We start from the raw sequence: 14,083 nt of genomic DNA on the forward strand, positions 1-14,083 counted from the left end.
ATTTGTTAAAATAGAAGTAATCTCATTGAGTACGGAAAGGTAGGATGGCATGGCACTGAAAGATATAAAAATTGGAAAAACAATTGACGAAATTCAGGAAGGGGATTCCTTGACGGTAACTGAAATAATTGAGACCCGGGATGTGCTGCTCTATCTGGGACTAACCAACGACGACAATCCGTTGTACATCCAGTACGATTATTCTCAGGAAACGACTTATCATAAACCGTTAGTACCAACCGTCTTGCTGGTTGGCATTATTACGAGCAATATTTCCAAGCACCTACCTGGACCTGGTTCACACATTGTGGACCTGTCCATTGACCTGATTGAACCTATTTACCACAACGTAACCATCACCTTTGACTTCACGGTGAAACGGCTTGACGAAAGGCGTGAACAAGTGACCATTTTTGTCGAAGGAAATAGTTTGGAAGGGACGCGTTTGGTTGAAGCGGAATTAATTGTTGCAACCCCGCAAAAACTGATTTTACCCAATGAATAGAAATCAGAATAAATAAGTTAGGATGTTAATAAAATGGCAGATAAAAAGAAATTATTATTGTTGGATGGGAGCAGTCTTGCTTTCCGTTCGTTTTACGGACTTTTGGATCTGAACCGATTCAAAAATCAAAACGGACTCCATACCAATGCACTATACGCATTTAACCGTATCTTGACTCGTCTATTCGAAGTTGAAGAACCGACACATATGTTGGTCGCTTTTGATGCGGGTAAAACAACGTTTCGGACCGAGTTTTTTGAAGACTATAAAGGCGGTCGCCAGACCATGCCATCCGAATTGGCAGAGCAGTGGCCCTACTTTAATGTTTTGATCGAAGCCAAGGGTTCCAAGACCTATGAACTTGCCAATTACGAGGCTGATGACATTATCGGAACCTATGCCCGCATGGCTGAAAAAGAAGGTTACGAAGTCGTAATCATTACCGGCGACAAGGATTTGACGCAACTTGCGACCGATAAAACGCGGGTTGATATCACTGTCAAAGGCGTTTCCGATTTAAAAAGTTACACACCGGAATCAATCCGTGAAGAAATGGGTATAGAACCCCTTCAAATCATTGATATGAAAGGCCTGATGGGTGACTCTTCCGATAACTACCCCGGCGTAACCAAAGTCGGTGAGAAAACAGCATTGAAACTATTGAAGGAATATGGCAGTATCGAAAACCTTTATGAAAATATCGACGCCATGAAAAAAAGCAAGATGAAGGAAAACCTGATCAACGATAAAGAGCAAGCCTTCATGAGTAAAAAACTGGCGACCATCGACCTCGCTACACCTGTTGACTACGCACTTGAAGATTTAAAACTTTCAGGGGAAGATAAAGAGCAATTAGCTACTTTCTACCGCGAAATGAACTTTAACACGTTCCTGCGCGAATTGGATCATACGGAAGAGGATGTTTCCGATTCTTTCGAAACCATTACTTACACTGCACTGGATGCTATTACCGAGGCACATTTTACGGAAGAAATGACTTTGTATGTTGAAATGTTGGAAGATAATTATCACTATGGAAAGATTGTGGCTGTGGCATGGGGAGATGAAAACACCATTTATACCGCTACACCCGAAACTGTCAAAAATAGTGAGGTCTTCAAAACTTGGGCGAATGATGCCACAATGAAAAAAGCCGTCTATGATGCAAAACGCACGAAAGTCATGTTGCACTATGCAGGCATCGAACTGAACGGGATTGACTTTGACACGGTATTGGCTTCCTACATCATCAATACCAAAGACACAGGTCGGGATATTGCGGCGATTGCACAGGAATATGGCTACACGGAAGTTTCTTATGACGAAACGGTTTACGGTAAAGGGGCAAAACAAGCTGTTCCTGAAGATAAAGCTATTGTTTTCGAACATTTGGCCCGTAAAATCAAGGCTATCCAGACTCTCCGACCACAATTGCTTGCCGAGTTTGAAAAGAATAACTTGACCGATTTGTACTTTGATATGGAGTTACCTTTGGCAATTATTTTAGCGGAAATGGAAATGACCGGTATTACTGTTCAACCAGAACGACTGGAAACCATGAAAGAAGAATTCGCCATTCGTTTGTCTGATATTGAGGCCGATATTTATAAAGAAGCGGGTGAAGAATTCAACATCAATTCGCCTAAGCAACTGAGTGTGATCCTCTTTGAAAAAATGGGCTTACCGGTTATCAAGAAAACAAAAACAGGCTACTCAACAGCTGTGGATGTTTTGGAAAAACTAAGTGCCTCGGCACCGATTGCCCAAATGATTCTGGATTATCGCCAATTGGCCAAATTGCAATCAACCTACGTTGAAGGACTGTTGAAATTCATCAAACCTGAAACTGGAAAAATCCATACTATTTATACACAGACACTGACGCAGACCGGTCGTTTGAGTTCCAATGATCCTAACCTCCAAAACATTCCGGTCAGGATGGAAGAAGGACGTAAAATCCGTCAGGCATTCGTGCCATCAGAACCGGGCTGGCAAATCTTTGCATCTGACTATTCGCAAATCGAGTTACGGGTATTAGCCCATATTTCTGGAGACGAACACATGAAAGAGGCGTTTGTTGAAGGTCAGGATATCCATACCTCTACAGCAATGCGCGTCTTTGGTATTGAAAACGAAGAGGAAGTAACCGGCAATGTGCGTCGTCAGGCCAAAGCTGTAAACTTCGGGATTGTCTATGGGATTTCCGATTATGGCCTTTCCCAAAACTTGGGCATTTCCAGACCACAAGCAAAGGCGTTCATCGACACTTATTTTGAAAAATATCCCGGTATTAAACAATTTATGACGGATATCGTTGCGGAAGCGAAAGAAAAAGGCTATGTGGAAACCTTGTTCCACCGCCGTCGCTATCTACCGGATATTAATAGCAGCAACTTCAACTTGCGTTCTTTTGCCGAAAGAACGGCAATCAATTCACCTATTCAGGGTTCAGCGGCTGATATTCTGAAAGTAGCGATGATCCGGATGAACAAAGCTTTAAAAGATAATAATCTGAAAACACGCATGTTACTGCAAGTACACGATGAGTTGATCTTTGAATGTCCACCTGAAGAAATTGAAACACTTGAAAAACTGGTGCCGGAAATTATGGAAAACGCAGTCTCTTTATCGGTACCTTTGTTGGTGGATAGTCATTATGGAAATAGCTGGTACGAAGCGAAGTAGTTAAAGGCACGGGGTCGTTTCCAAGGAGGAGATTCAAATGAAAAAGGCATCACCTTTTTACGGATGGATGATTGTTCTAGGAGCGGTCATATATTTAGCTCTTTCGGCACCAATCGCTGTTTCTTTAACGGGATTATTTGCCACAGCCATCACAGAAGACACGGGTGTTTCGCTGAGCCAGTTTACATTGGCGAATACCATGATGCAGGGTGTCGGTATTTTGTTGGCACCTGTCGCATCACGGTTACTTAGTACGAGGCATTTCAAGAAAATTCACTTGGCAATGACAATCGTTTATGGCGTTGCCATTGCCTCGCTGGGTTTTTCGAATCACCTGTTGGTCTATTATTTAATCTCGATTCTAATGGGCATTTCATATGTTTTTGTCGGTATCATTCCGGTTGCCATGATGGTCAGTAATTGGTTTGAATTTCAACGTGGAAAAGCCATGAGCCTAGCCATGACTGGCTTGAGCGTGGGTGGGGCCATCTTTGGTCCACTCGTTTCCAAATGGATTTCAAACTATGGCTGGCGAAATACGTATCTGATTTATGGGATGATGTTGCTTGCAATTGGTATACCTGTTTCGCTTTTTATTTATCAGCGCCTACCAGAAGACAAAGGGCTCACGAAGTTGACTGGCAACGGAAAAATAAATAAATCCCCGGTTCTTGATAGTCTGCAAATTTATCTGAGTGGACGGGAGTCAGTAGGTAAATCATTTTTCACTTTGTTGATTATCGGGATGTTATTTGCGGGATTGATAAATGGTGGGGGACTGGGACAATTTCCCCGGGCTTTCACTTTGTGGCACGGTGCTGCGTTTGGGTCGTTATTAATCTCGGTTTATTCGATTGTCGGAATTTTTGGTAAATTGTTGTTGGGCTGGCTGGATGATAAATTTGGCATTAAAGTAGCGATCATATACAGTGCGGGCTCACTGGCACTGGTTTATGCATTTATGTTATTTTCGAGCCAGGCATGGGCTGCTGTTTTAGCCGCTGTTTTGTTCGGGACAGCCAATTCCATTGGAACCGTAGTGGGACCCTTATTGGTGGCTTCCCTGTATACACCAGAAAATTACGCGGGCGCCTATGGCATGGTACAAAGTGCCCAACAAGCAGGGATGACCCTGGGATCGATTACTGTGGCAACGATTTTCGATTTAACCGGAGGATATCAAGTAGCCTGGACATTGTTTATAGTCTTGGCTTCACTGGTATTGGTGATGTGGCTACCAGCCCTTAAGTTGAGTCAAAAGTATCAAATCACGAATTTTGAAAAAGAAAGAAGAGATGCATATGCCGGAACTACCAGAAGTTGAGACGGTTCGAAAAGGCTTGAACCAACTCGTGGCGGGCGCAACCATTACGAGTGTGGATGTTTTTTGGAATCGTATGATTACCCCTCCGTTTTCTTCTGAACGCTTTCAGGAAGAATTGATCGGGGAGCAGATTCATACGATTGAACGGCGTGGCAAGTATTTAATTTTTTTATTGGATAACTGGGCGATGATTTCCCATTTACGGATGGAAGGCAAATTTACCGTTACGAAAACGGGCGAGCCGTATCAAAAACATACCCATGTTGTTTTTCATTTAGCGGATAACCGCGATTTGCGGTACTTGGATGTTCGAAAATTTGGCCGTTTTTCCTTAGTGCCGATTGATAAAAAAGAAAAATATGCACCCATTGAGAATCTGGGTCCTGAGCCGACACCTATCCAATTTACCTTGGATAATTTCCACGATAAACTTTCGCGGACCGGACGCTCGATTAAAGCAGTGATTCTAGATCAACATGTGGTTGCAGGGGTCGGAAATATTTATGCAGACGAGTCGTTATTTCAGGCAAAAATCAACCCCATGAAACCAGCGAATCAATTGAACGAAGGGGAGACCAAGCGCCTTCGTGATGCGATTATCGACGTCATTGCCAATGCGGTGGAAGCCGGCGGGACGACTATCCGTACCTATAAGAATACGCTGGGTGAAGCGGGTAAATTCCAGGTAAAATTGAACGTCTATGGTAAAACAAACCAGGCTTGTCCGAGATGTGGCACGCCGATTGAAAAGACAAAAGTGGCGCAGCGTGGGACCCACTATTGCCCGCATTGCCAAGGTTCCATCGATTTGTATGAAAAAAAGGAGCCCAAAGGATGACATTTATACTAGGCTTAACAGGCGGTATCGCGACCGGTAAATCAACGGTGTCGCGATATTTTGCCGAAAAGGGCATTCCGGTGGTGGATGCTGATTTGGCGGCACGGAAAGTCGTTGAACCGGGAACAGAAGGACTGGCAGGTATCGTTTCCCATTTTGGTCCTGCTATCTTAAATATGGTTGGCACCTTAAACCGGAAAAAGTTAGGTTCGATTATTTTTGCCGATGAAGCCAAAAGACAGGTATTGAATCAAACACTACAAAACCATATCCAGAGACAAATTCACAATGAAACACAGGAACTATTAGAAAAAAAACACCCTTTAATTGTTCTGGATATTCCCTTGCTGTTTGAATCTGGGTATGACAAGAATTGTGATGCTGTTATGGTCGTATACACGACGCCGGAGGTACAAAAAAAACGTTTGATGGCACGAAACAATTTAACGGAACAAGAAGCCAAAGACCGAATGGCCAGTCAAATCGCGATTGATGATAAAAAAAATCTGGCTGACATTGTGATTGATAATAATGGTTCACTTGAAGCGACCTATGAACAAGTTGATAAGTGGCTTAAAAATCAAAATAAATAGCCATTATTGTGGTATACTAGCTACAGAAAATGACTAGAAAGGGGTATGGAGAAGATGCAATGTCCAAAATGCCAATATAATGGATCTCGAGTTGTGGACAGCCGCCCCGTGGAAGAAAATAATTCCATTCGCCGCCGTCGTGAGTGCGAAAGATGCCATCATCGCTTTACGACATTTGAACGGATTGAACAAACGCCACTTCTCGTTATCAAGAAAAATGGTACCCGTGAAGAATTCAGCCGCGAAAAATTATTACGTGGTCTGATACGTTCAAGTGAAAAGCGTCCAATCAAATTGGAACAATTAGAAGAGATAGTCGACCAAGTCGAACGTGAATTGCGTGCGACCGGAGAGAATGAAGTTCCAAGCATGGTTATTGGCGAACATGTAATGGATCATTTAGCTAAAATTGACGATGTCGCCTACATCCGCTTTGCGAGTGTGTACCGTCAGTTTTCCGATCGGGAAACCTTCCTGGCTGAATTACAAAATCTTGAGAAAAAGAACCGCCCAGATGTAGAGGAGCGTAATGAATGAATACCCCTTGGAAAAATTTAAGCCCAAAGGATTCCTTTGTTACCCAGCAAACGTGTTTTATCTCAGATGTAGATAAACGCGTGATTACTTTCCTTTATCAACCGATAATTGGCTCGCATGCCTATAGTTTGTACATGACGTTGTTAGGTGATTTTGAAATGAAACAGCAGTCGAAAATGCATTCGGAATTGCTGGCAACGTTAAATGTCGGAATACCCGAATTTTATCAAGCACGGGTTCGTTTGGAAGGAATCGGTTTGTTGAATACGTATGTCCGGGAATCTGATAACTTAAAAGAATATGTTTATGAACCTTTGATGCCGGTAACCAGTCAGCAGTTTTTCGAAGAGGATTTACTGCGTATGCTCTTGCGGGAACACGTGGGTGAGAGCCGATTAAAAAGATTGCAAGAGCAATTCAGTTTCCAAAAACCGGATATGATCAATATGCAAAAAATCACCCAATCTTTTGTGGGTGTTTATGATGTGGCCCGAACGATTGTGCCGTTGGAACCTTCCTCTTTGCTGGAGGCGAAGAAAGGCAAAGCACCACAAATAGAAATTTCGAGCTTTAACTTCAGTTACTTGAAGCAATTGCTCGGCACGCAATTTTTCCGTCCCGAGGCTTTGACATCAGATTTGCGCAAGCAAATTGAGGTGCTTAACAAGCTCTATGGGATTGAAGAAGAGGAGATGGCTAATCTTTTGTTGCGGGCAACGAACCTGGAAACGGGCGCTGTCGATACGAAGGAGTTGGAAACCTTGGCATCTGACAGTACAAGCCAAGGACTATCCCAAAGGGTCATTAAAGATAAGGTCGAACAATCCATTGAAGCTTCCGCAAAACAAAACGCGAATCGCGAGGCTGCCCTTAGAAAGGGTGGTTATTCCGAACAAGAAGTACAGTTGGTATTAATGACGGAAAAGCTGACACCTTATCAATTTATCGCCGATATCAAAGCGCAAAAAAATGGACAGGTGACTTCCAATGAGAAACATCTGTTGAATGTTTTGCTCAGCCAATATGAATTATCATCAGGCGTTTTGAATATGCTGACTTATTACATGTTGGTGATTCAAGGTGAACCGACCATGAACAAGGGTGTAGCGGAGAGAATCGCGAATGACTGGGTTCAATCCGGGGTTACCCTGCCTGAAGAGGCGATAAATAAAACGAAGCAGTTTGTCGGTCAAAAACGTGCGGCTGCTGAGAAACGCACTGTACGCCAATATGGCCGGAATGTCGTCCGTAAAGTTGAAAAATTACCGGAGTGGGCGACGCGTACACAACCGCAACCCCAGAGCGAGCGGTTGCTTTCCGAAGAAGAACAGAAACGATTTAATGAACGTCTGAAGAAATTCAGGGGTGGTAGAAAGGCCGGTGATGATTAATGGATCACATTGGAAAAGGTTTTCGAAATTTTATGAACCAACCGAATGTTTCCAAACAATATGAGGAAATGGTTCGCTCGGTTTTAGCTGATCCAGAAGTCCGTCATTTTCTTGAAGCAAACGAAGAAATCATTTCACAGGAGATGATTTCCAACAGCTATTCGAAGTTATATGAATTTGTTCAGGAAAAACGGAAAATCGCACGTGGCGAAAGTGGTCAAAATCCAGGCTATCAACCTGAACTGGCTATCAACGCACGCTATATCGATGTGGTGTATGTTCCAGACCAAGCAACCATTAAACGGGAGCGCGAAAAAGAATTACGCAGCCGGATCAAATCAATTAATATTTCCAAAGAAGCCCGTAAAGCGACGATGGAACAATTTTTACAAACGGAAGAACGTTTGGAAGTACTGGGTGACGCTTTTGATTTTATCGAAGCTTATGCAGAGAATCCGTCTTCTTTCCACAAGGCTTTATATATTCATGGGCCGTTTGGGGTTGGAAAGACGTACTTGCTGGGTGCCATCGCCTATGAATTGTCCCTTAAAGGATTTGTAACGACGATGATGCATTATCCAACCTTCACACAGGAAATGAAAGCAGCGATTGCCGACAATACGGTTCCCGAGAAATTGGACCTTATCAAAAAGAGCGATATTTTGATGCTGGACGATATCGGGGCAGAAATCAATTCAACGTGGGTGCGTGATGAGATTTTGGGTGTTATTTTACAACATCGGATGCAGGAACATTTGCCCACTTTCTTCACGTCGAATTTGAATTTTTCCGAGTTGGAACAACATTTGCGTATGGGCAACCGTGGTGATGATGAACCGATTAAAGCAAAACGCTTGATGGAACGGATTCGCTTCTTGGCACAGGAAGTGCAGATGACGGGCAAAAATCGTCGCCTAAATGATTAATCCTGACTTGCATTTCATGTGGGTTCGTGTTTTAATGTACTAGAAATTAATGAAATCGATGAGAAAGACATGCATCCAAAGTGAGCATTTTTAGAGAGAGATGGGTTGGTGGAACATCTCAATGACCTTTTGATTGTACCCCTTTCGAGAGAACAGCGGAATTTAGTATGTTGTTCCGGTCCGCACCGTTAACGCGCTGAAGAGTTTTCGATATTATCGGAAGCTAAATTTGGGTGGAACCACGTCAATTTGTACGTCCCATTTCTGGAGGAGTCTCTGGAAATGGGACTTTTTTTGTATTTATTATGATTTATATGGAGGAATTAGGATGTCAGAAATTAAAATCACTTTCCCTGATGGAAATGTAAAAGCATTTGAAAAAGGGATTACTGTCCAGGATGTGGCGAAAAGCATCAGCAACAGCTTGGCTAAAAAAGCGCTAGCCGGTAAATTCAACGGAGAATTGGTTGATTTTGAGCGTGCGTTGGAAGAAGATGGCACGTTGGAAATCGTTACTCCAGATCACGAAGATGCTCTGGGTATTTTGCGCCACTCAAGTGCGCATTTGTTGGCACATGCGATGACACGTTTATTCCCGGATGTTCATTTCGGGGTAGGTCCGGCAATAGAAACAGGTTTCTACTATGATACGGATATGGAAAACCAACTAACAGAAGAACAATTGACAGACGTTGAAGCAGAAATGCAAAAAATCGTCCGTGAAAACCATCCTATTGTTCGCCGTGTTGTTTCACGTGCTGAAGCTTTGGAAATCTTTGGTAAAGACCCTTATAAGGTGGAATTGATTACTGCTTTACCAGAAGATGAAGTGATCACTGTTTACCAACAAGAAAACTTCATCGATTTGTGCCGTGGTATCCATGTGCCATCCACTGGTAAAATCCAAATATTCAAATTATTGTCCTTGGCAGGGGCATATTGGCGCGGAAATTCGGACAACAAAATGATGCAACGGGTATACGGAACGGCATTTTTCGACAAGAAAGCTTTGGCAGAATTCTTGAAAATGCGTGAAGAAGCAAAACTACGCGATCACCGTAAATTAGGAAAAGAATTGGACTTGTTCATGATTTCTCCTGAAGTCGGTTCAGGTTTGCCATTCTGGTTGCCAAAAGGTGCGACAATCCGTCGTACATTGGAACGCTATATCGTTGATAAAGAAGTGAGTTTGGGTTACCAACACGTATACACACCGATCATGGCTAACGTTGACTTGTATAAAACTTCTGGTCACTGGGATCACTACCATGAGGACATGTTCCCACCAATGGATATGGGTGACGGGGAAATGTTGGTACTGCGTCCAATGAACTGCCCGCATCACATGATGATTTATAAAAATGATGTTCACAGCTATCGTGAATTGCCAATCCGTATCGCGGAACTGGGTATGATGCACCGTTACGAAAAGAGTGGCGCGTTGTCCGGTTTACAACGTGTGCGTGAAATGACATTGAATGATGCGCACGTATTTGTTCGCCCTGACCAAATCAAGGACGAATTCAAGCGGACATTGCAGTTGGTGCTGGATGTTTATAAAGACTTCAAGATTACCGACTACCGTTTCCGTTTGAGCTACCGTGATCCAGAAGACAAAGAAAAATACTTTGATGATGACGTAATGTGGGAAAAAGCAGAGAGCATGTTGAAAGAAGCGATGGACGACATGGGCTTGGAATATTTCGAAGCTGTCGGCGAAGCAGCTTTCTACGGACCTAAATTGGATGTTCAATTCAAGACAGCCATTGGGGTGGAAGAAACGATGTCCACAATCCAATTGGACTTCTTATTGCCAGAACGTTTCGATTTAACTTATGTGGGTGAAGATGGTGAAAATAACCACCGTCCGGTTGTTATCCACCGTGGCGTTATTTCGACAATGGAACGTTTTGTAGCGTACTTGATTGAAGAATACAAAGGGGCATTCCCAACTTGGTTGGCGCCGGTCCAAGCAACCATCATTCCAGTAAGTGTGGAACACCATGCTGATCGCGCTTATGAATTGAAAGCACAAATGGACCGCATGGGGATGCGTGTGGAAGTGGACGATCGTAACGAGAAAATGGGTTACAAAATCCGTACCTCCCAAACACAAAAAATTCCTTATCAAATCGTAATAGGGGACAAGGAAGTTGCTGAAAATACTTTGACTGTTCGCCGTTACGGTTCAAAAGAAATGAATACGATGGGATCAGACGCGTACTTAGCGTCCGTTGAAGACGAAATCAAGAACTTTAAATAACAAACAGTAGAGTGGAAAAAAAGGCGTTTAGCCCCGGATTACTGGAGCGAATAAGCGGAAGATGGTCGCAGACCATCTAAGCTTTATTCGTGAAGTGACGCCGGGGCTGCCTTTTTGAGCACGTTTACGAAGCAAATATTCGGTTAAATAGGCGGGGCCGGGAGTTATTTGCCAAACCCTTGTTTATTTGGACTGGATGCGGCGTTCAGAAGAAAAAATAATCTGGAACGCCGCATTTTTGGGAAAAGTGCGGCGATGCGAGCTCAGGAAATAATTTAACGCCGCATTTTCAGCAAAAAAGCGGCGTTTAGCATCGAACGAGACTCACGAACGTCGCACTTCAATATTTTTATACGCCATCTATCTTCATTTGTGCTAAAATAAATTATTAAATGGAACTACCGTATTTTTGAAAGGGGACGAAACATGTTACGTGATAAATTAATGACCCTATTGGAACAAAAAGAGGCAGAGATGATTGCATTGCGTCGTCACTTCCACGAAAATCCAGAGATTTCTTTTCAGGAAAAGGAAACGGCAGATACAATCGCTAAATTTTATGAAGATAAAGATGTTGAAGTAAAACGTAATGTCGGAAACGGCTATGGCATCGTTGTAACGATAAAAGGAAACAAACCAGGAAAAACCATTGCACTGAGAGCTGACTTTGATGCTCTGCCGATCAACGAAGAAACAAATCTTCCATTTGCTTCAAAAAAACCAGGCGTGATGCATGCATGCGGACATGATGGCCATACGGCTTATTTAATGACGTTGGCGGATTGTTTTATTGAATTAAAAGATGAATGGGCAGGGACGATTAAAATTGTTCATCAAAATGCTGAGGAAGTAGGACCGGGTGGTGCGAAGAGCATGGTCGAATCCGGTGAATTGGATGATGTTGATGAGATTTATGGCGTGCATTTTTATCCGGACTTTGAAACGGGCGAAATTCAGTATGCGAACGGTTGGGCTTATGCCGGCTGTAGCGAGTTAACAGTCAAGATTCAAGGTAAAGGCGGCCATGGTTCAATGCCACATATGAGTAACGATGCCATCGTAGCGGCTTCTTCATTCGTGATGAATTTACAGACGGTCGTATCGCGTCGCATCAATCCATTTGACATGGCGGTTGTCACAATCGGTTCTTTCGAAGGCCAAGGCGTCAGCAATGTGATTAAAGATAGCTTGACCTTGTACGGGGATGCCCGTTACATGGATATCGAAGTGGGAAAGAAAATTGAAGAAGAAGTTCGTAAATTGGCTCGTGGATTGGAAGAAGGCTACGGCGTTAAAACCGAAGTAGACTACGCTTGGGATTACCCACCGGTCTACAACCACCCCGAACAGACTGAGGCAGCTGCCAAAGTAATGAATGAACGCGGCGTTGGTGATTATTTGACGAAAGCTGTCCTGACACCTCCTAACAACGGGGCAGAGGACTTCGGTCAATATTTACTGAAAATCCCGGGAGCCTTTATCAATATCGGGGCGAAGCCGGATACGGATGAAATCTATATGAATCACCATCCGAAGTTCGATATCGATGAAAAAGCGCTGCTGGTTGCGGCTAAAACAGTTGGGGACATTACCCTAAGTGCACTTGGAAAATAATTTTCTGAAAAAGTTTGACAAGTCATGAAAAAAGTAGTAAGATATAGCAGTTGAGAAAATACAAGCAGAAGCACCCGCTTCTCGCCTAAGTTGACGCTTGTCCTTGGGCCAGATATGTACAAGTTTGTTGCAGTCATTGTGCTGTGACATTATTGGGCGGGTATCGGAGATATCCGCCTATTTTTCTGCGCTTTTCTCTCATAAATCATGGAGGTGAATGACCATAGCTAAAGATATGATGGTAAATGACGGAATCCGAGCACGCGAACTTCGTGTAATCGGTAGCGATGGTGAACAAGTAGGAGTTAAAACAAAAGCCGAAGCTCTGCAATTGGCAGAAGCCGAAAACTTGGATCTCGTAATCGTGTCGCCAAATGCAAAACCGCCTGTAGCCCGTATTATGGATCACGGGAAATTCCGTTTCGATCAACAAAAACGCGAACGGGAAGCTCGTAAAAACCAAAAAGTGGTCAACATCAAAGAAGTGCGTCTAAGTCCGTCCATTGATGAGAATGATTTCCAAACGAAATTGCGTAATGCACGTAAATTCTTGGAAAAAGGCGACAAAGTGAAAGCATCGATTCGTTTTAGAGGACGTGCAATCACACATAAAGAAATCGGACAAAAAGTCCTGGACCGCCTAGCATCTGAACTAGCAGATGTATCCTCAGTTGAAAGCAAACCACGTATGGATGGTAGAAGTATGTTCTTGATGCTGGCACCAACACAAGAGAAGTAACAATTTATTTTTTTAGGAGGAAGACTAATGCCAAAACAAAAGACACACCGCGGATCTGCTAAACGTTTCAAAAGAACTGGTAATGGTGGTTTGAAACGCTACAGTGCTTTCACAAGCCATAGATTCCACGGAAAAACTAAAAAACAAAGACGTCAATTGCGTCAACCGTCAATGGTACACGCATCTGACATGAAACGTATCAGCCAACAATTGTCACAAATGAAATAATTTAAAATCAGAAAATCAGTAGAGAACAAGATGTTCTCATAAGGAGGAATTACCATGCCACGTGTAAAAGGTGGAACAGTAACACGCCAACGCCGCAAAAAAGTTCTAAAATTGGCTAAAGGCTATTATGGTTCAAAACATACATTATTTAAAACAGCTAAACAACAAGTGATGAAATCTTATATGTACGCATATAGAGACCGTCGCCAAACTAAACGTAATTTCCGTCGTCTATGGATTACACGTATCAACGCAGCAGCTCGTATGAACGGTTTGAGCTACAGCCAAATGATGCACGGTTTGAAACTAGCTGGTGTTGAAATGAACCGTAAAATGCTAGCAGAACTAGCAGTTAACGATTCAACAGCTTTCACAGCTATCGCTGACCAAGCTAAAACAGCTTTGAATAAATAATTCAAACTTTCAAAAGTTATTTCCTT

13 protein-coding genes and 2 other annotated features are annotated in these 14,083 nt (G+C 43.0%); all 13 genes read left to right on the plus strand.

The features are described 5' to 3' along the window. The first annotated feature begins 49 nt into the window (after positions 1-49). Positions 50-505 (plus strand): enoyl-CoA hydratase, encoded by a 456-nt coding sequence (locus tag ACTU7M_RS06815; RefSeq protein ID WP_443473629.1) that lies wholly within the window; start codon positions 50-52, stop codon positions 503-505. 33 nt (positions 506-538) lie between these two features. Further along, entirely contained in the window at positions 539-3,190 is a 2,652-nt protein-coding gene (gene polA, locus ACTU7M_RS06820; protein WP_443473630.1) for a DNA polymerase I, read from the plus strand. A 37-nt stretch (positions 3,191-3,227) separates the two neighbouring features. Next, positions 3,228-4,514 carry an MFS transporter gene (locus ACTU7M_RS06825; protein WP_443473631.1) on the plus strand — a complete coding sequence of 429 codons (1,287 nt, stop codon included), beginning with the start codon at positions 3,228-3,230 and terminating at the stop codon, positions 4,512-4,514. Beyond that, complete coding sequence (mutM, locus tag ACTU7M_RS06830) at positions 4,492-5,352, plus strand: DNA-formamidopyrimidine glycosylase (RefSeq protein WP_443473632.1); 861 nt, start codon at positions 4,492-4,494, stop codon at positions 5,350-5,352. The genes ACTU7M_RS06825 and mutM overlap by 23 nt, the downstream gene beginning before the upstream one ends. After that, on the plus strand, positions 5,349-5,945 hold the full coding sequence (gene coaE, locus ACTU7M_RS06835; RefSeq protein ID WP_443473633.1) for a dephospho-CoA kinase: 597 nt from the start codon (positions 5,349-5,351) through the stop codon (positions 5,943-5,945). The genes mutM and coaE overlap by 4 nt, the downstream gene beginning before the upstream one ends. Before the next feature lie 54 nt (positions 5,946-5,999). Further along, positions 6,000-6,482 (plus strand): transcriptional regulator NrdR, encoded by a 483-nt coding sequence (gene nrdR / locus ACTU7M_RS06840; RefSeq protein WP_443473634.1) that lies wholly within the window; start codon positions 6,000-6,002, stop codon positions 6,480-6,482. Next, on the plus strand, positions 6,479-7,873 hold the full coding sequence (locus tag ACTU7M_RS06845; protein ID WP_443473635.1) for a replication initiation and membrane attachment family protein: 1,395 nt from the start codon (positions 6,479-6,481) through the stop codon (positions 7,871-7,873). Before nrdR ends, ACTU7M_RS06845 begins: the two co-directional genes overlap by 4 nt. Further along, the gene (dnaI, locus tag ACTU7M_RS06850; RefSeq protein ID WP_443473636.1) at positions 7,873-8,799 is read left to right on the plus strand and encodes a primosomal protein DnaI; all 927 of its coding nucleotides are present in this window, start codon (positions 7,873-7,875) and stop codon (positions 8,797-8,799) included. Before ACTU7M_RS06845 ends, dnaI begins: the two co-directional genes overlap by 1 nt. A 49-nt stretch (positions 8,800-8,848) precedes the next feature. After that, positions 8,849-9,063, plus strand: a binding site (T-box leader). A gap of 64 nt (positions 9,064-9,127) precedes the next feature. After that, positions 9,128-11,062 (plus strand): threonine--tRNA ligase, encoded by a 1,935-nt coding sequence (gene thrS, locus ACTU7M_RS06855; RefSeq protein WP_443473637.1) that lies wholly within the window; start codon positions 9,128-9,130, stop codon positions 11,060-11,062. Positions 11,063-11,488: 426 nt separating this feature from the next. Beyond that, positions 11,489-12,676 (plus strand): amidohydrolase, encoded by a 1,188-nt coding sequence (locus ACTU7M_RS06860; RefSeq protein WP_443473638.1) that lies wholly within the window; start codon positions 11,489-11,491, stop codon positions 12,674-12,676. Between the two features lie 56 nt (positions 12,677-12,732). Beyond that, positions 12,733-12,867, plus strand: a sequence feature (ribosomal protein L20 leader region). A 26-nt stretch (positions 12,868-12,893) separates the two neighbouring features. Continuing rightward, positions 12,894-13,415, plus strand: coding sequence for a translation initiation factor IF-3 (gene infC / locus ACTU7M_RS06865; protein ID WP_443473639.1), 522 nt, complete (start codon positions 12,894-12,896; stop codon positions 13,413-13,415). Between the two features lie 27 nt (positions 13,416-13,442). Further along, the gene (gene rpmI, locus ACTU7M_RS06870) at positions 13,443-13,643 is read left to right on the plus strand and encodes a 50S ribosomal protein L35 (protein WP_166062168.1); all 201 of its coding nucleotides are present in this window, start codon (positions 13,443-13,445) and stop codon (positions 13,641-13,643) included. Positions 13,644-13,697: 54 nt separating this feature from the next. After that, the gene (rplT, locus tag ACTU7M_RS06875) at positions 13,698-14,057 is read left to right on the plus strand and encodes a 50S ribosomal protein L20 (protein ID WP_443473640.1); all 360 of its coding nucleotides are present in this window, start codon (positions 13,698-13,700) and stop codon (positions 14,055-14,057) included. Positions 14,058-14,083: the final 26 nt, after the last annotated feature.

It is taken from the genome of Jeotgalibaca sp. A122, assembly GCF_052266715.1.
Classification (GTDB): domain Bacteria; phylum Bacillota; class Bacilli; order Lactobacillales; family Aerococcaceae; genus Jeotgalibaca.